This window comes from Candidatus Ichthyocystis hellenicum, assembly GCF_001460935.1.
In the GTDB taxonomy this organism is placed as follows: Bacteria; Pseudomonadota; Gammaproteobacteria; order Burkholderiales; family 2013Ark19i; genus Ichthyocystis; species Ichthyocystis hellenicum.
Genome location: NZ_LN906597.1, coordinates 470,527 through 490,170, shown reverse-complemented (window position 1 = coordinate 490,170; position 19,644 = coordinate 470,527). Strand labels below are relative to the sequence as shown.

Genomic DNA, 19,644 nt, shown 5'->3' with positions numbered 1-19,644 from the left:
TTTTAGTATGGTAAGCCTTCAAATTTATCTCATACATTGAAACGAAAGTGAATTATATCACCGTCATTAACAACATATTCTTTACCCTCCAACCTCATCTTTCCTGACTCCTTAGCCCCGTTAAATCCATTACACGATATGAAGTCTTCATATGATATCGTCTCTGCACGGATAAATCCCTTTTCTATGTCTGAGTGGATTGCTCCGGCGGCGCTCTGTGCCTTTGTACCAGTAGGTATGGTCCAGGAATGAGTCTCTTTTGGACCAACGGTGAAGAAAGAGTGTCTACCCAGCAATCTATATGCCGACTTAACCAGCCGATTCAATCCGGAATCTGCAAACCCCATGTAAGATAAAAACTCTTGGCGCTCATCATCTGAGAAACCTATCAACTCTTTCTCAGACGCTGCATTCAAAGCAAGAAGCTCTACTCCCTCCGCCTCAGCTAACGAAGACATCTTGGCAAGATGCTCATTTTTCGATTGATCTGGTTCATCAACATTAGCACAATATAAAAATGGTTTATCAGTTAGCAAATTCAACGAACGAATAATTTCAAATTGATCTTCATCCAAATTCATATTTCTTACCAACACAGCATCTGCATTCATTTGGCCCAAAATGAATTCCACTAGCTCAAGTCGCTCAAGTGCATCTTTTTGGCGAGAAATTTTCAAGGTTTTAGCCTGTTTAGCCAAATACCTTTCCAGAACATCAATATCTGACAGCACTAACTCAAGTTGAATAATTTGAACATCTGCAACCGGGTCGACAACCCCATTTACGTGAACAATATTTTCATCAGAGAAACAACGAACAACATGAATTAAGGCATCTGCTTCACGAACATGAGACAAAAACTTGTTCCCCAAGCCCTCACCCTTAGAAGCACCGGCAACAAGACCGGCAATGTCTACAAAATCACAAAATGAGGGCACTATCGCAGCAGATTTAGCAATATCAGCCAAACGAAGAAGACGATCATCAGGAACAGCAACAGAGGAAACATTGGGATCGATGGTACAAAACGGATAATTCTCTGCCGCAACAATAAGCTTGGTCAAACAGGAAAAAATAGTCGATTTACCAACGTTAGGAAGACCTACAATGCCACATTGAACAGACATACAAACAAATTCCAGTTATTTGAAAGAATTGATAATACTCCTCTTCATACTAGCATACGCCTTAAACTTACACCTCTCTCCCTTCACAAAACATGATCGGCGGTGTAGAATAGCGCCATGGGTATGGTGGAAGTTGGGGCTTGGCGGTCCCGGAAAGCAGATTAGTTTATTTTATGATAGACAAAGAAAAGATCGCGAAAGCATTGTCGGGATCCTGTCCCAAGGATTTTGGTAGATTCGTGAAAAAAAAAGTGGATACCTTGGTCGCGTCTAAATTGACTTCCTTAGGGTTCATGAGCTACGACACCTTTCGTGCTCAACGTAACTTTCTGGACGATATAGAAAAGAGGATTTGCCTTCTTGAGGAAAAGCTCGACAGGGTAGAAAAATCGGTTAACGAAAGAGAAAGTAAGTGAGGTTAACACATCAGAGTGGGAACAATTAATCATGGTTCGTGAAAGATATCACCCTTTATCGGTTGTGCTACATTGGCTAGTAGCTCTTCTTGTCGTATGCACTGGCTCTTTGGGTTTCCTTGGTGCTAGGATTGTGGCTCAGGGTTCATCTTGGATAGGAAACATCTTCTTGGTTCATAAGACCATGGGCGTTTCTATTTTCGTTTTGGCAACAATAAGATTACTTGTGAGAATATCCTACGAAATAGCTCCAGCGAAAATTACGAAGTTAGAGTTGCGGTTATCTCGTGCTGGGTACGCCTTAATGTACTTTTGCTTGTTCGCAATTCCTCTGTCAGGGTATACCGTTAGCAATGCCAATGGCCACAGCGTTCTTTTTTTTGGAACAGCACTCCCGAGGATTGTTTCTGCAAATAGAGATATAGCCACCGTAGCCCAGAATTTTCACATGATAGCCGCATATTCGTTCTTCGTAGTTTTCTCTCTACACGCTTTGATGGCCTTCAAGCACTTATTTATAGACCGCGTCAACCTATTTGTGCGCATGAGGTAGGAGATGTATTAGGGTTGTATCTTCACCGAAGAGGAAGTAGGATACAATGTCGCCACCGGCATTGTTGTAGTCGTTTCCATTTTTATCGAGGAGTATCCGTGATATGGCGTTTAATTGCAAGAAATTGATCTCTAGTGTCACCCTTGTCACTTGTGTCCTGTTGATGAGTGCCTGCAGCGAAGCTTTCTGGGACAGCGTAGCAGATGATGCTGGCAGTTACCAGCAAAGAAGTTTTTATGGTCAAATCAAGCGGGTTAGTACGGTTTACTATTCTGAAAGTGGACTGGGATCAGGCAACACTGCCGAAAAAGGAGCCCTGCTGGGAGCCATTGTTGGCGGGTTAGCTGGGGCAGGCATGAGTAACGGCAGTGGCGTTGGTACTATTGTTGGGGCTGGTGCGGGAGCGGCTATCGGTGGAGCAGCAGTTCAAAACAATGTTCGCGACAGCGACTTTTCTGAAAACAGCAAAGGAAAGCGTGCTACGCGTCTGGTTGTATTGAAAGAAGATGGAGATAGAGTCGTTATTATTCAACGGTTTACTAACGCGTTCATACCAGGTGACAGGGTGAAGGTGTCTGTATTTAGGGACGGAAGCACTAGGATCAAACGTGTAGTAGACCAGCGAGGCGAAAGGCATAGACGACACCACTATGACGACGACGATGAAGACTTTGATGATCATTACTATGGCAATGGAAGTAGAAACTGATCTATGCAGGGTTGTGTTGACTTGGTCATGCTTGGTAATTCGACAATGGTTAGTTGATTTCCCCATACGCATCCCGTATCAATGCATATGTGGTTTTCTCCTCGGGCCCATCCAAGGCTAGACCAGTGTCCGAATATTATTTTCCTGCTTCCCATCTTAGATGAGGAAAGCCCCTTGAACCATGCATGACCTCCGTCAGGAGGAGTGAGCGGGTTGTTGTCGTGTGAAAAAATAAGCTTAGTATTTGAAAGGGAAAGAAAACGGATTCTAAGAAATGTATTTAAGCAAAACATAGCTCTATACTCTTCGGTCATTCCTTCTGACCATTCAACGCATGTGTGACCCATTTCATAAAAATCATTTAGAAATTTTGTGAAGCGAGGCCCGGCCAGCCTCTCAGAAACCTCTTGCGCATAAGAATGGGCATCCTGTGCCGTCCATATCGGACAAATACCCGCATGAACCAAAAAGAAATTTTCATCCATAAATACGATTGGACGCGTACGTAACCAATCTATACAGTCGCTCTTATAGCATGAAGAAATGATATCGGAAAGCGTATGCCTATACTTTTGAGTCACCCCAGAAATTAGCGCCAAAGCATACAAGTCATGATTACCTAGAACAGTAACTACACTATCCCCCCAACCCATAAGAGTTCTGAGCACGCTGAGGGAATCCGGACCACGATTAACTATATCACCAACACACCATAACCTATCCACTCCAGGACTAAACCCAACCTTCTCAAGCAGTGCCATAAAGCTACGATAACACCCATGAATGTCCCCTACCACAAAAACTCTAGAATAATGCATTTTTTAAACACCGAATTTACTTCAAAGATACCTGAAATCCATCAACCTTTATTAAGTTATTATTCTTGATAACAGACGAAAATCTTATTTGAGATCTAGCAGCAAATCCCAAATTCACTCTACCATCTCCTATATAACTGGAGGGGGGTAATACTTCTTTACGAAGAACAACACCGTCAGAGTCTAAAAATGTTATCTCTAAAGAGGGAAAAGATAAGTTTTGATAACTTCTATTACTCAAGACACCGGTAAGTACCAACTTCTCGGCATCCTGCTGATCAAGCCGCATCTCCACGGCACGCAAACTAATTTGCCAGTTACTATGTGGCCAAACCACAGTTTTACCAAAAAAGGCAGACACCCTCTGCAAAAAATTATAGCTACCGGGGAAAAACCCTACAAATTCATCGCGTTCGTAAAATACAGCTAAGGCAGCAAAAACAATAGTAACAATAAAAAATCTAGATAAAACTCCCTTGGCAACATTAATACGAGCCTTTTTTCCTTCGCACCTAAACGCTTCGCTGAAAGTACGTAGACCTTTGTCAAACGAAACTTGGGCAGATAATCCACCCTCATGAGCACCCAAAACCACATGCTTAATCCCTCGAACATCCAGCGGTACATTACCAGGATCACAACCACCACTATCGGAAGAGAAACTACTTGAATCAAAAGTGGTTAAAGAATCATCCATCAAAGTAAACGCACCCAATTGAGTAACGCCACCAATCAAACATGAAGAATCATCTACCGAAGCAACTCGTTCAATCTTAGTGTATTCGTCAACATTTTCACCACAAACTGTTACACCTGGACAAACTGGCCAAGGAAGCGAGAACTCATTCTCCCGTTTATTTTCTTTTATAAGCTGAGGACTACAAACAGCAGGATTTAGTCTTACCGACCTGGCATCAAAGACCTCTCGACAACCACCACAACGAACACGATATCCACACTTACGCAAACGCCCATCGGCAACCCGATAGCGCTTGTAACAAGTTGGGCACTGCAAAATTGTATCGCTGCAAACGGCCGCGTTCATTGTTGTTTTCCCAATAAACGTATAAAAAGCCACTGATATTATAGGTTATCTTCACGCTCTTTCACTTTCTCCCTGAACACAACCTTTATATTCACATCTTCAATCTCTTCACAAAATCATCCAGATACCTGATGCCAAAACCACCTCTACAAAAATCAGGATCACTCAACAAATCAAAGTGAAGTGGTATATTTGTTTTGATCTCACCGATCACAAGCTCACTCAAAGCAACTTTCATACGAGCTATGGCTTGTGCTCTATCAGAACCATGGACTATTAATTTTCCTACCAACGAATCGTAGTACGGAGAGACCTTATATCCATGATATACATGTGAATCTAAGCGAACCCCTGGACCACCGGGAACATTGTAAACACTAATTAAACCAGGAAAAGGCATCCAGGTTACCGGATCCTCTGCATTAATTCTGCATTCTATAGCATGACCTCTAATAACAACATCCGACTGATTAAAACTAATCTCATGTCCAGCCGCTATTAAAATTTGTTCCCTAATTAGATCAACACCCGTAACCATTTCTGTAACTGGATGTTCAACTTGAATACGCGTATTCATTTCAATAAAAAAACAATCTTCACCATGCAACAAAAACTCGAATGTACCCGCACCGACATACCCTATAGAACGACAAGCATTAACACAAACCTCACCCATGCGATTACGAAAATCATCGCTGATAAATAACGCAGGTGATTCTTCCAATATCTTCTGGTGTCTTCGCTGCAGAGAACAATCCCTCTCCCCAAGGTGAACAACATTACCAACTTTATCTGCCAAAACTTGAAATTCAATGTGGCGTGGGTTATCTAGAAAGCGCTCAATGTACAAATCACCGTTTCTGAAACCCCGCTCCGCCTCTTCTCTAGTTGCCAACACAGAGGTCCATAAAACTCCCTCCTCAGCAACAACACGCATTCCTCTTCCACCACCACCACCAGAAGCTTTAACAATTATGGGATAACCGATCTTTTTGGCTATTTCTTCTACCTCTTTGCGATCATTTGGAAGAACTTGATCATATCCAGGAACACAAACTATACCAGCTTCGGTCATTGCTCTCTTAGCAGAAACTTTATCTCCCATCAAACAAATAACTTCTGAAGTGGGGCCAATAAAAACAAAACCACTCTTTTCAACTTTATCCGCAAAATCAGCATTCTCTGATAAAAATCCATATCCTGGATGAATAGCATCAGCATCTGTTACTTCTGCAGCACTAATGATGGAAGGAATATTTAAATAACTTTCAGCAGGGGAAACAGGACCTATACATACCGCCTCATCAGCCATTTTCACATAATTAGCATCAGAATCCGCCAACGAGTAAACAGCAACTGTCCTGATACCCAGAGAATGACAAGCTCTCAATATCCTAAGAGCAATTTCCCCGCGATTGGCAATCAAAACTTTCCTAAACATGAACTGCCTTCGCAAAATTTAGCATAGTGAAAACAACGGTTGATTGAACTCTACAGGTTCGCCATCTTCAACAAAAATGGACTTAATAACGCCTGAACACTCAGCTTCAATTTCATTTAGCAATTTCATTGCCTCCAAAATACACAGCACATCACCGGCCTTAACTGAAGCACCGACGGAGACAAAAGGTGGCTGTCCAGGTGCAGGAGAACGATAAAAAGTACCTACCATAGGAGAACGAATAATAAAATCCTGCACAACCTCAACATCAAGTTCGGGTGCGCTTGACAAATCTCTTGTCACAGGAGGATTAGCAGAAACAACATAATCACGAGAAGACAGGTTAGCAGGAATGCTCACGAGCTGATTCTGCAGCGGAGGAATCTTAACTATTCTTATCTTCTCTTCGCCCTCGGTAATCTCAAGCTCTGCAATGGCTGAAGACTCAACCATATCTATAAGTTTCTTCAATTTTTTAAGGTCCATGGGAAAAAACACACCCCCGAATTTTTAAACACAAAGAATCACGACCCAACATCCGCCCTCACCAGACAAAGCTCATTATCTATAAACTTTCGAATAACCTTATCTTTTAACTCACCAACAAAAGCTTGTCTGAATCGACTGTGAATCACCAGGGTAAACGGTAGAACACCGGACATATCGCCGTATTTTAGCAAAAAACGTATTGCACTAATATCAGAAACATAAACCGGGTAGGTTATCATCTTCTTCTTATTAAAAACAACAACATCGCCAATCGAGTCGATAGCAACGCTGACAAACTTAACGCCCAAGGGCACATAATCCCTATACAAACCCAAAATTAAGTCTGTCTCTCTTTCACAAGAGTCGCACCAAGTCCCCCAAAAATTGCTAAAAATCACCTGTCCAAATTCTGCCCGCAAGGTAACTGGCTTACCGTCCATACCAACTATGTTAATATCCCTGAAAAAAATCTCTGTCGAACTTTCAGGAGTATTTGCCGAGGGTTCAAAAAATTTTCGGCAGACATACCCCCCCAGAATTAGCACCAGGAAAACAAAAATAGAAGCTCTTAGCAACATGAATTAAAAAATAAGAACAAAACCCATACCTACAAATCGAAGCTGTTGATTAATAACCAACCCAGGCCAATTAGCAACACCAACACGCCCAAAAAGAAAAAAGTTCGGATTAATTTGATGACTCACAGCCCCGCCCCAACCATCACTAAGTCGCTTACGGCTAAGCAGGTTAGTTCTGGAATACCCAGCAAAAAATCGCGTCAACCCCATTGTGTACCCAATACCCTCAAATAAATAGCTAATCTTTGGAAATCCCTTCAATTCTAGTCCGATAGGACCAAAAAAATCAGACAACAAACCAACCGCCCTACCAATTTGGTAGTTCATAACCAAAGAAAATCCATCACCCGACAACCGAGCTGGACCCAAAACAGCACCAACCTCATTGGCAGAAAGATCAAAAGAAGATCCACTATGCCTATAAGACAAAGGTTGCACAAAATAATTAACCCACAAATGAACTAACTTACTCTCGTAGGAAAAATGAAGAGATAGATTAGGCAAATGAGCCTCCACAGAACGATCGCCTATATAGCTTTGCAGCTCAACCCCATCTCCCAATGAAACAGCGGCTGAAAATCCATCTGTTGCTGGAGTTTGGTAAGAAACGAAGGCATAAGAACGGGGCAAATGAGTTCTGTAACTTGAAAACGCCTCAAATTTATGTAAATTTCCTGGCAGTATTCCACTGAAAAATGCTATGTCACGGCCCAACAACGGGTACCCCCGACCAACTTCAAAACGACCAGAAGAAGGCGTTTCCCAAAAAATAAAACCCTGCGGTATAGCACGGGAAACCGTAAAATCACCTCTGCGAACAAGCTCATTAAAAACGGGAAGCCGCACCGTCAAAACACCACCAACATTCAACGGCTGCCCCTGCCGCAGCAACCTGAGGGAAATATATGACGGAGAAAAATCATTTGTCAAACCATAGTAACCCGAGCTATCTGGCAGAGAAGGACACCTCAACACATCAATAAGAGCAGTATCCTTATTACAAGATGAAAGCACAATCGACATATTAAAAGAACCGCTAACATCAATAGTCCACGGATCACTATGAAAGGAAACCGCCCCCGAAACTCCACTCACAAGACATAGAAAAAACGCTAAAGCGAATCTTTTGGGAAAAAACATGATACCCCTCAAAGAGTAAGCTTAGACAATGACTTTGCTGCAGCAGAATGAGGATAATTTTTAACCAAATTCTCACCTGCTATTTTCGCCTCTGACTTTTGGTTGGTCTGGTAATAGCTGTTAACTAAATTAAACAGCGCATCCGGGGCACGCTCACTTTCAGGCCATCTCTCATAAACATTAGAAAAAAACTCAATAGCATCCTTATACTCCCCAAGCAGATAGTAAGCAGTTCCCATCCAATAGTTCAAATCTGCATTGTGTGGAGAGTTTGGCGACAATTTCGATTTTATATCCTTAAAGGATACCAATGCTCCCCTATAATGACCAGACCTCATGCTCTGAAGTGCTTTTTCGTAGGATCGAGAATCCAACAAGGACTCAGCAGATTTACCTTCAGAAATAACCGATTGGCTTGGGATAGGATTAGAATACGGTTCTACCACTACTTTAGAAACAGGTTTAGAAACAATATGTGGAGCAGAAACACACTTATCGCTATTAACCACATGAGCAGAACTAAGCTTGATAATCTGCTGCTGCAAATCAGATAACTGCCCAACTAACTTCTGATGTTCCACCAATTGTTCTTGCCTGCTATTAAGAATATCTAGCTGGACCTGATCTAATCGTGACCTCAAACTGACAATCTCTCCCTTTTGATGCTCGACCATATCCTCCAACTCTACCATCTTACTAGAGTATGGCAAATCACCAAAATCCGCCCAAGCCAACCTACCAAGAGAAACAAAAACTAAAAACAGAAGTAGCCTATAACTCATCAAAACTCTCCAAGACTCTTGTAGAGCAAATCACTTCGGCGATTCTCAGACCAAGCCTTCTCATCATGCCCCTTTGCCCTAGGTTTTTCTTTACCAAAACTAACCGCTTCCACACGTGAGGGAGATATACCCATAGAGACAAAAGCCTGACGGACAATCCCCGCCCTCTTCTGCCCAAGAGCCAGATTATATTCTCTACTCCCCCTCTCATCTGTATTTCCAACAATGCGAATGCTTTCTAGGTGATTAGCCCTCAAATAATTCACGTTCGACAATATAACACCTTGGTACTGTGGCAAAATTTCAAAACTATCAAAAGGAAAATAAACACTCTTCTGAAGTGAATTAGCTTTATGTTGATCAGCAGAAGAATGCTCACCTGAAGTCCCTTCTTCCAAAGAGTCTAACGACACCGTTTGGACAGGAGCATAACCAGCAGCCTCTTCATTGGCACCATACGCCCCACTGTTCTCCTGACAAAACCGTGAACTACGAGAGCCATAATTACTGGCAACACATCCGGACAACAATAACATCAAAGACAATATTGCTACTTTTCGCATGCATACATCCTATCGATTTATACTACTGCTCCACGACGGAACTACTGCTCCACGACGGAGAAATAACTTTACTATCAAAAAACTTATACTCGTAACGCTCTTCACCCAACAGGGAAACAATATGTATTGTCCCCTTGCCACCCACGTTAGAAGCATACATTATCAACTGATCATTAGAAGAAAAACTCGGCGATTCATCATTGGGCCCCAAAGTCAAAGACCAAAATTGACCAGAGGAAAGATCCATCAACATCACAACATAACCCCTGCCTTCTTGGCGACTAACATAGGCCAGATAACGTCCGTCCGAACTAACGGCAGGAGAAACATTATACCCACCGACAAAAGTAACCCGCTCAGTCCTTTTCGTGCTTAGTGTATAACGATAAATCTGCGGCGATCCCCCTCTATCAGAAGTAAAAAAAACACTCTTTCCATCATGAGAGTACACAGGCTCCGTGTCAATGCTAGAAGAATGAATCACCGGAACCAAGTCTGTACCTGACGCTGTTAAAGCATAGATATCGGAAACTCCGTTTTTCGTCAGAACGACCAAAACATGACTTCCATCTGGCGACCATGCCGGAGACGAATTACTTCCATCATAGTTAGCCAATGTTGACAAAGTACCATCAGCAAGGTGCAAAATTTTAACTACCGGTTTTTTGCGCTCAAAAGATACAAACGCCAACATATCACCGCCATAAGACCACTTAGGAGATAGTAAAGGCTCTGACAGACTAACCCACGTTTTATCATTTTTTCCATTTACATCAGCAGTATGCAATTCGTAATTACCATTTTTCTTAGTAATATACGCAATCTTACTATTAAAATAACCATTTACCCCCAAAAATGACTTGTAGATCTCATCAGATATGAGATGGGCCACTTTATCCAACTTGTTATCAGATAGAGCTAGTTTATTATTAACTAAATATCGAGTTTGGTTGACATCGTAAACCGCAAAGTTAAGCTCATAATGCCCCGGATGAATAGCAACTACACGCCCATTAACAACAGCATCAAATCCCCGAGATTTCCACACAGAAGCATCAACAACTGCATTAACAGAATCATTTATCGACTTGTTCTTAATCCTTTCAACACGGAAGAACCCGCTATCATTCAGATCATCAACAACTATGTCCAGCGGATCCCTGGCCAAAGAACTAACACCGCGAAAAGGAAGCAATAAAATATTGACACGACTCTTAGACCCACCGCTGATATCTATATCAACACGCTGAGAAAAACAAGAAAGAGGAACAACAAGAAGAAATAACCCACACACTATACCAAACCACCTCATTCGGAACTCCTCATGTTCAAAATTTCCGTTGAGGACTGAATTTTAGCACGATTGTATCCCGAAAAAGATCAGCGCGTACAGGAGAAGGCAATGGACTTCCTCGATAGGTAGCAGAAACAACCTGTTTATCATAATCATGATTGCCACTGCTCTTAATTACGCTAACTGAAATTATTTTCCCTTTGCGGTCCTGATAAACCTTAACAATGGTTTCCAGTTTTGGAGAAAAAGGAATAGAAGAAAGAACTCCAGCGTATATTTTGCTACGAATCGCATCAAGGTACTTTATCCTTTCACGAGTAAATTCCAACAGAGCAACAGACTTATCCAATTGGGATCTTATATATTTGTTTCTTATGTCTTTATTTATTCTGTTTTTTTCTGCCAACATACTGGCCATAATTTTATCGGAAGAAAGTTCTCCCACTTGTTTCTTAATTATGTTAATTCTTTTCGACGATTTACTATAAGATTTCTTAGATGATAAAGACTGTGGTCCTTCAAATTTTTTAGGCAACACCCTTTTTATTTTCTTTGTGCTGTGATGTAACTTTTGTATCTTGCTTGATTTTACTTGGGAGACATGATACCCGCCTCCTAATGTTACCCCAGGAGAATAGTCGGTTTTAACGAATCCCCCCCCACCAGGGGGTACCGCAGGTGGCATAAATCCACGCACTAATAATTTCTCTTCGTGAGGCGAAGAATAAGCACCGCTGATATTGGGTTGCCCTTTTTCCGATGAATTAAGTACCACGAGCAGAAAAAAAATTCCATGCACAAAAAGTGACCAAACAAAAAATCTTTTCTGCATGATCCAACCTAATCCTATAAACCACCAGTGCCATCTTGAACGACGAGATTAAGATTAACAAACCCCAGAGAACGAATAACAGAAAACACGCCCATAACTTGACCGTATGGCACCTTCTCATCTGCCAAAATTGATATTTCCATAGAATCACGGTTGCTGTATGAGGCCAACTCTCCCCTAAGCTCAGACGGGGTTAGAACTTTATCTGCCGTTCCAGCCAATCCCAAAAAATGGATGCCATCCAAGTTAATTTTGATGGAAAGCCCTTGATTAGGATTAGGAGAAGATTGGTTACCAGCAGATACAATAGGCAAGTGAATATCGGAAACATTCATGACAGGAGCTGTTATCATAAATATAGCCAGCAACACCAACATAATGTCAATCAAAGGAATGATGTTCAATGGCGCAATAATGTCTCTTCTGTTTGATCTTTCCAACAAATTTCTTCTCCTGATATCAAATGCATGTGGAGGTGCAACAAAAAGCACTCCTTAAAATCACAAATAGCCTGTACCAACTCATCTAACATAAGATTCATCCTGCTGTGAGCAACTACAGCAGGAATGGCTACAAGCAAGCTAGCGGCAGTCGAAACCAACGCCTCCGAAATATCTGGGGCTACTTGTGACAGAGTCACTCTGGATAGATCGGAAAAGCCCTGAAAGGCACTTACAATACCCCAAATCGTCCCTAACAAACCTATGTAAGGAGAAATAGCCCCAATGATGCTTAAATAATTAATATGGGATCCAATAGTATTGACATAACTAGAAACAGCATCGTCGGCACAACGGTGAACAGGAACCATAATCTCTGACGGCAAAAAAGAACGTTTACTGGCAATAGCTTTTCGACAAATCGATTCACTCTTTTCAATTATGTCAACAAAAACAGATATTAAAACATGTTGTCTCAAATAGCTATTCACTTGTTGTATAGAAGAACAAGATTTAACAAGATTATTTATAGCCAAAACATGAGAAGAAAGCCGCCTCAAAACTACATATTCCGAGAACATAACAGCCCAAGACGCAACAGAAAGAACAAGCAGAATAAACAAAATAGATTTGGTTATCCAGGTAGCAGACTTCAATACTTCAATTATCGACATTCTTCCTACCCCCCCTTTAAAACTCGGAAGATTTTTCTATGCAAGTTAGTGCCTTTGGAAGCAATACTCGACCACGAGAAGTTCTTTGCATAAATCCCTGTTGAATTAGAAACGGCTCAATAACATCCTCTATCGTATCCACTGACTCGCCTACAGCCGCAGCAACACTCTCCAATCCAACCGGACCACCATCAAAATGATCACAAATTGTCCTCAAAAAACGCAAATCATTACGATCTAGCCCCGATTCATTAACCTGCATAAGCTTCAGAGCAGCACAAGATACATCATACGTAACATGGCCATCGGCCTTTACTTCAGCAAAGTCCCTTACTCTTCTTAGCAATCTATTTGCAATTCGAGGCGTGCCACGAGATCTGCGTGCTATCTCAAAAGCAGCAGAGTCATCCAACTCAACTCCCAATAAATGTGCCGATCGCCTAACTATACAAGCCAATTCGTCACTAGAGTAAAACATTAACCGGAAAACTATGCCAAAACGATCTCGCAACGGATCAGTTAGCATACCAGCTCGTGTTGTAGCTGCAACCAAGGTAAATGGAGCCAAATCCAAACGAACTGAACGGGCACTAGGACCATCACCGATTAAAATATCCAAACGATAATCCTCAAGAGCCGGATACAAAATTTCCTCGACAGAAGGAGATAAGCGGTGAACTTCATCGATAAAAACAACATCATTTTTTTCTATGTTAGTCAGAATTGCTGCTAAATCCCCTGCTTTTTCTATGATAGGACCAGAAGTCTGACGGAGATTAACACCCATCTCATAGGCAATAATCGCAGCTAAAGTAGTCTTACCCAACCCTGGGGGACCAAACAACAATACATGGTCTAGGGGCTCTTGTCTCTGTAAGGACGCCTGGATAAAAATGGATAATTGCTTAGAAATACTAGATTGGCCAACGTAATCTGACAACGTCCTAGGACGCAGTGCTCGCTCCAGCGAACCATCTGAATCACTATTTCTATTAGGAGTAACAATACGATCAATTTCTATCATGTCATCACTGCGCAGAAAGATACTTAAGTGCTAATTTAATCCCATCAGAAACATCTACTTCACCAGAAACTTTCGGCATAACAACAGCTATCTCCTTCATTGAATATCCCAATGACACCAAAGCATGGGAAATATCATCAACCACTGATCTTGCCAAAGTAGAACTATTGACTTGATCAAATGATGATCGGCGCGAACAACAAAAATCTTTCATCTCCAACGTCAATCGTTCTGCTAGCCTAGATCCTACCCCTGGAATTGTCTTAAGAAGAGATAAATCTTTTGATAGAACTGCTATTGAAAACTGATCTAAGGTCATTGCCGATAAAACGGCCAATGCCAAACGACTGCCAACACCATTTGTTTTCAAGAGTTGGCGAAAAAAAACTCTCTCATCCTCGGTCAAAAACCCAAAAAGTAGGTGTGCATCATCGCGAATAGCCAAATGAGTACGCAATAGAACTACTTGACCGACATTAGGTAAATGATAAAACGTAGACATAGGAACGTCTAGGTCATAACCTATCCCACAACACTCGACAACAACATGGATAGGACTTTTTTCTGCCAAAGCACCTCTTAAATAACCTATCATCTCCCAACCCCACCGCTTGTCGACAAGATACGCTGTGCACCACAAATAGCACACGCCAAAGCGTCAGATGCATCGGAACCAACTTTTTTCTGCAATTCCAAGAGATAAGACACCATGTACTGTACTTGATTCTTATCGGCATGACCGTTACCTACTACAGATTTCTTAATCTGTAGAGCCGTATATTCAGAAATTGGCAAATCAAACATCGCTGCAGAACAAAGCACGACACCCCTTGCCTGACCCAAACAAAGCGTAGACTGCGGGTTAACATTAACAAAAACCTTCTCAATGCAAACAATATCCGGAGAAAAAGTACCAACAACAGTGCCTACCCCTTCAAATAACTCTTTCAGTCGCAAAGCCAAAACACCCTGCGTTGTTCGGACAACTCCGCTAGCAACATAACTAAATTTAAAAGGAGAAGCGCAATCAATTACACCAAAGCCAGTTAAACGAGAACCTGGATCAAGACCAAGAATACGAGTTGTCATAACTCATGCTTAGCTTCTTCCGGTATAACAATATTGACCTCTATAACCTCGTAGTCACCCTGCTTTTCCAACGCAACACGTATGTCCTCCTCCCCAACAGAAACATACTTAGAAATCACATTAATTAGGTCCTTTTGAAGCGCTGGCAAGAAATTATGATTGCTCCCCCCATTTTGATGAGCAAGAATGATCTGCAATCTCTCTTTCGCAACCTCCGCTGATTTTTGGCGACCGTGAAATATAAAGTCGAATAAAGACAAAGCTACCTCCCTCCGAATATTCTCTTCAACAATCCCTGTTTCTCGGCTGATACAAACCTTAGCGGACGATCCTCTCCTAAAAAACGATCAACCAAATCACGATAGGCCTGAGAGCTATCATGCTCCGCCATATGAATAACGGGCTTGCCTTGATTCGAAGCTTGAAGAACAACTTCCGACTCTGGAATTACACCGATAAGCGGAATTCTCAGAATCTCCTGAACATCAGAAAAGCTCAACATCTCTCCTGACTCTGCTCGCTTAACATTGTAGCGAGTAACCAGCAAATACTCTTTTACTGGCTCACCATTACTTTCTTTGGATTTAGCCTGCAAAATCCCCAAAATTCTGTCGGAATCACGCACAGAAGAAATTTCTGGATTGGTAACAATTATGGCAATCTCCGCAAATCGCAACGCCATAACGGCACCATGCTCAATTCCAGCGGGAGAATCACACACGATGTACCCGAAACCCATCGAAGATAACTCCTCCAAGACCCGCTGAACCCCGTCCTCTGTCAATGCGTCTTTGTCCCGTGTCTGTGAAGCAGGAAGTATATAGAGATCAGGGCAATACTTATCTTTAATTAATGCTTGAGATAAGGTAGCCTCCTTATTAATTACATTAACAAAGTCGTATACAACTCGACGCTCACAACCCATCAGCAAGTCTAGATTACGCAATCCAACATCAAAGTCAATAACTACCGTTTTATGACCTTTCAGTGCCAAACCAGAAGCAAAACTTGCACTGGTTGTCGTCTTACCAACACCACCCTTACCTGAAGTGACAACAACAATCTGAGCCACAATATCTCCTTCACCTCAACACAAAAATTGTTCAAAACAGTTAATTTGTCAGTACGTCAATTGAAATATCGTGACCGTCACGATTTTTTTGAACCAAAGAAACTTTTACCGGTTTTGACATTATCTGGGGGGGAATACCATTTTCAAAATTCCTATATACACCGGAAATAGCAACTAGTTCTGCTTCAAAACATGTTGTAAATATCATAGCGGCAACATTTCCAGATGCACCAGCCAAAGCCCGTCCTCGCAAGGGTGCATAAACGTGAATAGTACCATCGGAAATAAGCTCAGAACCTGAACTAGCGACATTCAAAACAACAATATCTCCCCTGTGATAAATTTGCTGCCCTGACCTAACTGGATAATTTATAGATAAACTCTCCACAACAAGATCACGGTCATTGGTAGAACCTAATACCGTCGTATTAACTCCCACCTCACTGTCATTTCGACTCTGATCTTTGATAAAGTCCTTAGTATCTGAATCATTTCCTATAACAGAAAGACCAGCACGAACAGCTGAAACACAATGACTAGGATGAACACTTTTTGCAGCAAATGGTTTTAGCCCATGAGAACATAACAACCTTACGATAGCAGACCAATTAATATCAGTTTGATAGTCAATACGTGATGTATCAATGATTGTCGGTTCATCCGAAAAAAAGTCCGGAATTTTCGATAACCTACGAACAAGCGACGATTCCAAAGACACAACATCAGTAGTCTTCAAAACAGCGGTCACAACCGTTAAAGAAGACCCCCTAAACTCAATGCAATCAACATTATGAGATGGCTTCAAAATACGCTCCACAAAAAATAACCCCAAGCTCTGTAGCAAATACTATATTTAAGCAAAATGTTACCATTTTCCGCAGACCCATATATTACTGCAAGTCAACAACGCTAACCTTGGGATCAATAAATATAGCCCTTTTCGCTAAATCAGAAGTCATTTCGTACTTTCCATTGTAAACTCGAACGGCAAACTTGATACCCAACGATCGAGCCATTTCTAACCATCTTGCTGGTGGCGATAAAAACAGCGGTTTGGACATAACATCCGATTCCACACCAGCACGACGACCTTTTTCAATCAAAACAGTTACTGATTCAACCCCACCAGGCGGATAACCGGAAAAAGGGTTTATGACATGGCAATACCTTACCCCTTTATAGTAGAAAGATCGATTATAGTCCCCGGAGGTACCAATAGCCTCTCCATCCTGAAGTTGGATAACAGCAAAAGCATGAGAAGAACGCGGATCACGTATGCCAATCAACCATCCATTCCCACCCTTACCGCCCATAGCTATGACATTGCCACCTATATTGATTAGTGAATTTTTGATGTGATGGCGCTTCATAATCACAACCGCCCTATCCAAAGCCAATCCCTTGGCATACCCGCCATCATCCAAAGAAACAAAGCGGCTACTAGAGCGAACGTACCCTTGGCTATCGATTACTAAATCTTGCGCAGACGGCTTTTGGGAAACCAAAAAACTTACATCCTCGGGAGCCGGCAGATGAGAAACAAAATGGGAGGCATGAAAACCCCACAGATCAACAATAAGCCCAATAGCTGCGTTGAAAAATCCTTGAGTCACTCGTTCATAATACTGCATGTCACGAATCATCGATGCCATATCAGCAGACACTTTAAGCGGTTTGCCAGAAGCGATATGCTCATTAAGTAACACTAACTCACTTCCGGCTGCTTTATCCCAAGGATGAAATTTATGATGAAGATAATCAAAATCATGCATCACTTCATCTATAGCTCTATTAGCTTGATTGTCATTTACCCCGTAAACAATTATTTCTACCAGTGTTCCAAAAACAAAGGATTTCCTCTCAACAATATTATCTGAATCACAACCAGCAATGAAAAAAAGAAACACCAAAACAACACACGAACGTAATTTCTTCATTAGATAAAATTCAGTTGGAACTAAAGTGAAAAAGGTACTGGTACAAAGCAGATGGATTATCCATGCCTTCAACAGTCTCAACGACATCTTTCTGCTCAGACAAAAGGCGCCACTCATTATAGACACAAGAAACCCTATCCCGCCACGAAGGGGGAATAAGGACAAACAGAAAAACTGATGCCCGCCAACCTCTTTGATCGAACACAATAGAATTTCTGAGCAGTACAAGACCACACAATACCTCAGAAATAGATGTAATAACAGCATGCGGCATAGCCCATCCAGAACTCTTGGCAAGCATAGTTGACCCTAACCTTTCCCGAGCAAACAGTGCCTGATATACAACATCTTTAGATAAGCTATATCTATTCTCAAAAAACACACCCATCAACTCAAATAGCTTTTTGACGCTATTAACTTCCACGTCAACCAAAACATTAGCTGGTGGCAACAATTCTGATAAAATACTCATGCCCTCTTTCCAAGATTAACCTTATACATATCAAAAGTAATATACTCTCTCTCGTTAAATAATGAGAAACACTGAGACAACAGCGCTGCAAACAGAGTACCGATATGCCAAGACCGGTAAAGTTTTTTACAAGTATCAAAAGACTACATCTATCAACAGCTATTTCCATAGCAACTCACATAATATTTCTATCCATAGGAACCGCTGTCATAGGAAGTACTCAACAAAGGTTTCATTCAATTGAAGCACTTATAGTAAACACTATGAGTAACCCCATAACACCCCTAACAGCTCGATTCCAAGCACAAAACAACAGCCACGGCGGCGGTTCAACCACAGAAGAAAACAAAATTGTTCGATCATTCACCGTCTACGACCGCAAAACCAGTCAAGGACTACACAGAAAACAAGAAAATTCATCAACCGTCAAAGAAAACCTAGCTCGCTGGATTACAAGATCCGATAGCATAAGTGTATTTTTTATCTCTCCATCTCCCCATCCACATGATCAACAAAACGGACATGGCCACCAAAAGGAAGATCTAAAAAAACTTCTAAATGCAATGAGAGCACAATTACATAAACTTATGCAAACAGAACAAAGCGGAAAAAAGAGATTATTTATCGGCATTGCCGCAAAAAAAACAGCTCATGCCGAGTACACAAATGCAATTGCGGAAAAAATTGAGAGAATAGGCTCTCAACACTTTCCAGAACATGCCCTTAATCACCCATTTAGCATAATTGTAACCATATCTATACGCCAAAATGGTACCCTAGAGAAAATTAAGGTAGATAAGGGGTCTGGTATCAGCTCCCTAGATAAATCCGCCTTGGACACCATCAGCCGAGCTTTTCCTACTGAACCATTTCCTGCCGCGATAAGGAAGGATTACTTCGCTATTGATATGACTCGTACGATATACTTTCAACCCCGCGGAACGAGAAAAGAATCAACCGTCCCGGCAAAAGAATAAAATTTTCTGACTATGTTGTTCTCCTCTGACAATACCAGTAATTGCTTATTTTATTGATTAAATTCATTCATTACCGGTAGAATGATACTGCAACAATCTGAAGTGACTCCAGAACTGGGAAACGGTATTTTGCACTTTCCTCATCTACTTTCAAAAAGTTGAAATATCTATG

Annotated in this window: 25 protein-coding genes; 4 read left to right on the top strand and 21 right to left on the bottom strand. The window is 41.5% G+C overall.

What is annotated here, in order from left to right:
• Nucleotides 1-29: 29 nt before the first annotated feature.
• Nucleotides 30-1,127: a redox-regulated ATPase YchF gene (gene ychF / locus Arg41_RS02280; protein WP_092342024.1), complete on the bottom strand. Its 1,098-nt coding sequence runs from the start codon at nt 1,125-1,127 to the stop codon at nt 30-32.
• Nucleotides 1,128-1,267: 140 nt separating this feature from the next.
• Between ychF and Arg41_RS02275 the strand changes: the two genes are divergently transcribed.
• From Arg41_RS02275 to Arg41_RS02265, 3 genes are all read left to right on the top strand, one after another.
• Nucleotides 1,268-1,543 carry a hypothetical protein gene (locus Arg41_RS02275; protein ID WP_139057382.1) on the top strand — a complete coding sequence of 92 codons (276 nt, stop codon included), beginning with the start codon at nt 1,268-1,270 and terminating at the stop codon, nt 1,541-1,543.
• A 31-nt stretch (nt 1,544-1,574) separates the two neighbouring features.
• Nucleotides 1,575-2,096, top strand: coding sequence for a cytochrome b (locus tag Arg41_RS02270; RefSeq protein WP_092342026.1), 522 nt, complete (start codon nt 1,575-1,577; stop codon nt 2,094-2,096).
• A gap of 163 nt (nt 2,097-2,259) precedes the next feature.
• The gene (locus Arg41_RS02265; protein ID WP_141663152.1) at nt 2,260-2,805 is read left to right on the top strand and encodes a hypothetical protein; all 546 of its coding nucleotides are present in this window, start codon (nt 2,260-2,262) and stop codon (nt 2,803-2,805) included.
• Here the strand turns inward: Arg41_RS02265 and Arg41_RS02260 are convergent.
• The 20 genes from Arg41_RS02260 to Arg41_RS02165 all read right to left on the bottom strand — a co-directional run bounded on the left by Arg41_RS02260 (nt 2,781) and on the right by Arg41_RS02165 (nt 18,495).
• Nucleotides 2,781-3,623: a symmetrical bis(5'-nucleosyl)-tetraphosphatase gene (locus Arg41_RS02260; protein ID WP_092342028.1), complete on the bottom strand. Its 843-nt coding sequence runs from the start codon at nt 3,621-3,623 to the stop codon at nt 2,781-2,783. The two genes, Arg41_RS02265 and Arg41_RS02260, sit on opposite strands and share 25 nt — an antisense overlap.
• Before the next feature lie 16 nt (nt 3,624-3,639).
• Complete coding sequence (locus Arg41_RS02255) at nt 3,640-4,668, bottom strand: zinc-ribbon and DUF3426 domain-containing protein (protein ID WP_092342029.1); 1,029 nt, start codon at nt 4,666-4,668, stop codon at nt 3,640-3,642.
• Between the two features lie 91 nt (nt 4,669-4,759).
• Nucleotides 4,760-6,109, bottom strand: a complete 1,350-nt coding sequence (gene accC / locus Arg41_RS02250) for an acetyl-CoA carboxylase biotin carboxylase subunit (protein WP_092342030.1) — start codon at nt 6,107-6,109, stop codon at nt 4,760-4,762.
• An 18-nt stretch (nt 6,110-6,127) separates the two neighbouring features.
• Nucleotides 6,128-6,595, bottom strand: a complete 468-nt coding sequence (accB, locus tag Arg41_RS02245; protein ID WP_092342031.1) for an acetyl-CoA carboxylase biotin carboxyl carrier protein — start codon at nt 6,593-6,595, stop codon at nt 6,128-6,130.
• Nucleotides 6,596-6,633: 38 nt separating this feature from the next.
• Complete coding sequence (locus Arg41_RS02240) at nt 6,634-7,176, bottom strand: TlpA family protein disulfide reductase (protein WP_092342032.1); 543 nt, start codon at nt 7,174-7,176, stop codon at nt 6,634-6,636.
• Between the two features lie 3 nt (nt 7,177-7,179).
• On the bottom strand, nt 7,180-8,316 hold the full coding sequence (locus tag Arg41_RS02235) for a hypothetical protein (protein ID WP_092342033.1): 1,137 nt from the start codon (nt 8,314-8,316) through the stop codon (nt 7,180-7,182).
• Between the two features lie 8 nt (nt 8,317-8,324).
• Complete coding sequence (locus tag Arg41_RS02230) at nt 8,325-9,098, bottom strand: tetratricopeptide repeat protein (protein WP_092342034.1); 774 nt, start codon at nt 9,096-9,098, stop codon at nt 8,325-8,327.
• Nucleotides 9,098-9,661, bottom strand: coding sequence for an OmpA family protein (locus Arg41_RS02225; RefSeq protein WP_092342036.1), 564 nt, complete (start codon nt 9,659-9,661; stop codon nt 9,098-9,100). The genes Arg41_RS02230 and Arg41_RS02225 overlap by 1 nt, the downstream gene beginning before the upstream one ends.
• A 22-nt stretch (nt 9,662-9,683) precedes the next feature.
• The gene (gene tolB, locus Arg41_RS02220) at nt 9,684-10,973 is read right to left on the bottom strand and encodes a Tol-Pal system beta propeller repeat protein TolB (protein ID WP_092342038.1); all 1,290 of its coding nucleotides are present in this window, start codon (nt 10,971-10,973) and stop codon (nt 9,684-9,686) included.
• 16 nt (nt 10,974-10,989) lie between these two features.
• Complete coding sequence (locus Arg41_RS02215; protein ID WP_092342040.1) at nt 10,990-11,787, bottom strand: energy transducer TonB; 798 nt, start codon at nt 11,785-11,787, stop codon at nt 10,990-10,992.
• A 14-nt stretch (nt 11,788-11,801) separates the two neighbouring features.
• Nucleotides 11,802-12,227: an ExbD/TolR family protein gene (locus Arg41_RS02210; RefSeq protein ID WP_157722239.1), complete on the bottom strand. Its 426-nt coding sequence runs from the start codon at nt 12,225-12,227 to the stop codon at nt 11,802-11,804.
• Nucleotides 12,188-12,901 carry a MotA/TolQ/ExbB proton channel family protein gene (locus tag Arg41_RS02205; RefSeq protein ID WP_092342044.1) on the bottom strand — a complete coding sequence of 238 codons (714 nt, stop codon included), beginning with the start codon at nt 12,899-12,901 and terminating at the stop codon, nt 12,188-12,190. Before Arg41_RS02205 ends, Arg41_RS02210 begins: the two co-directional genes overlap by 40 nt.
• A gap of 16 nt (nt 12,902-12,917) precedes the next feature.
• The gene (ruvB, locus tag Arg41_RS02200) at nt 12,918-13,940 is read right to left on the bottom strand and encodes a Holliday junction branch migration DNA helicase RuvB (protein WP_420885861.1); all 1,023 of its coding nucleotides are present in this window, start codon (nt 13,938-13,940) and stop codon (nt 12,918-12,920) included.
• Complete coding sequence (gene ruvA / locus Arg41_RS02195; RefSeq protein WP_092342048.1) at nt 13,930-14,520, bottom strand: Holliday junction branch migration protein RuvA; 591 nt, start codon at nt 14,518-14,520, stop codon at nt 13,930-13,932. The genes ruvB and ruvA overlap by 11 nt, the downstream gene beginning before the upstream one ends.
• The gene (gene ruvC, locus Arg41_RS02190) at nt 14,517-15,014 is read right to left on the bottom strand and encodes a crossover junction endodeoxyribonuclease RuvC (RefSeq protein ID WP_092342050.1); all 498 of its coding nucleotides are present in this window, start codon (nt 15,012-15,014) and stop codon (nt 14,517-14,519) included. Before ruvC ends, ruvA begins: the two co-directional genes overlap by 4 nt.
• On the bottom strand, nt 15,011-15,274 hold the full coding sequence (minE, locus tag Arg41_RS02185; RefSeq protein WP_092342052.1) for a cell division topological specificity factor MinE: 264 nt from the start codon (nt 15,272-15,274) through the stop codon (nt 15,011-15,013). Before minE ends, ruvC begins: the two co-directional genes overlap by 4 nt.
• Nucleotides 15,275-15,276: 2 nt before the next feature.
• Entirely contained in the window at nt 15,277-16,086 is an 810-nt protein-coding gene (gene minD / locus Arg41_RS02180; RefSeq protein ID WP_092342054.1) for a septum site-determining protein MinD, read from the bottom strand.
• Nucleotides 16,087-16,126: 40 nt separating this feature from the next.
• On the bottom strand, nt 16,127-16,903 hold the full coding sequence (gene minC / locus Arg41_RS02175) for a septum site-determining protein MinC (RefSeq protein WP_157722238.1): 777 nt from the start codon (nt 16,901-16,903) through the stop codon (nt 16,127-16,129).
• A gap of 73 nt (nt 16,904-16,976) precedes the next feature.
• Nucleotides 16,977-18,023: an FAD:protein FMN transferase gene (locus tag Arg41_RS02170; protein ID WP_157722237.1), complete on the bottom strand. Its 1,047-nt coding sequence runs from the start codon at nt 18,021-18,023 to the stop codon at nt 16,977-16,979.
• Nucleotides 18,024-18,033: 10 nt separating this feature from the next.
• Nucleotides 18,034-18,495 (bottom strand): PTS sugar transporter subunit IIA, encoded by a 462-nt coding sequence (locus Arg41_RS02165; protein WP_092342060.1) that lies wholly within the window; start codon nt 18,493-18,495, stop codon nt 18,034-18,036.
• A 104-nt stretch (nt 18,496-18,599) separates the two neighbouring features.
• Here Arg41_RS02165 and Arg41_RS02160 point away from each other — a divergent pair, with 104 nt between their 5' ends.
• Nucleotides 18,600-19,472 (top strand): energy transducer TonB family protein, encoded by an 873-nt coding sequence (locus Arg41_RS02160; protein ID WP_092342062.1) that lies wholly within the window; start codon nt 18,600-18,602, stop codon nt 19,470-19,472.
• Nucleotides 19,473-19,644: the final 172 nt, after the last annotated feature.

What these genes read in the sequence shown, in the direction of transcription:
- Arg41_RS02170 (WP_157722237.1), bottom strand. Translation starts at nt 18,023, where the DNA reads ATGAAGAAATTACGTTCGTGTGTTGTTTTGGTGTTTCTTTTTTTCATT.
- Arg41_RS02260 (WP_092342028.1), bottom strand. Translation starts at nt 3,623, where the DNA reads ATGCATTATTCTAGAGTTTTTGTGGTAGGGGACATTCATGGGTGTTAT.
- ychF (WP_092342024.1), bottom strand. Translation starts at nt 1,127, where the DNA reads ATGTCTGTTCAATGTGGCATTGTAGGTCTTCCTAACGTTGGTAAATCG.
- Arg41_RS02265 (WP_141663152.1), top strand. Translation starts at nt 2,260, where the DNA reads ATGAGTGCCTGCAGCGAAGCTTTCTGGGACAGCGTAGCAGATGATGCT.
- accB (WP_092342031.1), bottom strand. Translation starts at nt 6,595, where the DNA reads ATGGACCTTAAAAAATTGAAGAAACTTATAGATATGGTTGAGTCTTCA.
- Arg41_RS02165 (WP_092342060.1), bottom strand. Translation starts at nt 18,495, where the DNA reads ATGAGTATTTTATCAGAATTGTTGCCACCAGCTAATGTTTTGGTTGAC.
- Arg41_RS02235 (WP_092342033.1), bottom strand. Translation starts at nt 8,316, where the DNA reads ATGTTTTTTCCCAAAAGATTCGCTTTAGCGTTTTTTCTATGTCTTGTG.
- accC (WP_092342030.1), bottom strand. Translation starts at nt 6,109, where the DNA reads ATGTTTAGGAAAGTTTTGATTGCCAATCGCGGGGAAATTGCTCTTAGG.
- ruvA (WP_092342048.1), bottom strand. Translation starts at nt 14,520, where the DNA reads ATGATAGGTTATTTAAGAGGTGCTTTGGCAGAAAAAAGTCCTATCCAT.
- Arg41_RS02270 (WP_092342026.1), top strand. Translation starts at nt 1,575, where the DNA reads ATGGTTCGTGAAAGATATCACCCTTTATCGGTTGTGCTACATTGGCTA.
- Arg41_RS02225 (WP_092342036.1), bottom strand. Translation starts at nt 9,661, where the DNA reads ATGCGAAAAGTAGCAATATTGTCTTTGATGTTATTGTTGTCCGGATGT.
- Arg41_RS02230 (WP_092342034.1), bottom strand. Translation starts at nt 9,098, where the DNA reads ATGAGTTATAGGCTACTTCTGTTTTTAGTTTTTGTTTCTCTTGGTAGG.
- Arg41_RS02240 (WP_092342032.1), bottom strand. Translation starts at nt 7,176, where the DNA reads ATGTTGCTAAGAGCTTCTATTTTTGTTTTCCTGGTGCTAATTCTGGGG.
- Arg41_RS02205 (WP_092342044.1), bottom strand. Translation starts at nt 12,901, where the DNA reads ATGTCGATAATTGAAGTATTGAAGTCTGCTACCTGGATAACCAAATCT.
- Arg41_RS02255 (WP_092342029.1), bottom strand. Translation starts at nt 4,668, where the DNA reads ATGAACGCGGCCGTTTGCAGCGATACAATTTTGCAGTGCCCAACTTGT.
- tolB (WP_092342038.1), bottom strand. Translation starts at nt 10,973, where the DNA reads ATGAGGTGGTTTGGTATAGTGTGTGGGTTATTTCTTCTTGTTGTTCCT.
- Arg41_RS02215 (WP_092342040.1), bottom strand. Translation starts at nt 11,787, where the DNA reads ATGCAGAAAAGATTTTTTGTTTGGTCACTTTTTGTGCATGGAATTTTT.
- ruvC (WP_092342050.1), bottom strand. Translation starts at nt 15,014, where the DNA reads ATGACAACTCGTATTCTTGGTCTTGATCCAGGTTCTCGTTTAACTGGC.
- Arg41_RS02160 (WP_092342062.1), top strand. Translation starts at nt 18,600, where the DNA reads ATGCCAAGACCGGTAAAGTTTTTTACAAGTATCAAAAGACTACATCTA.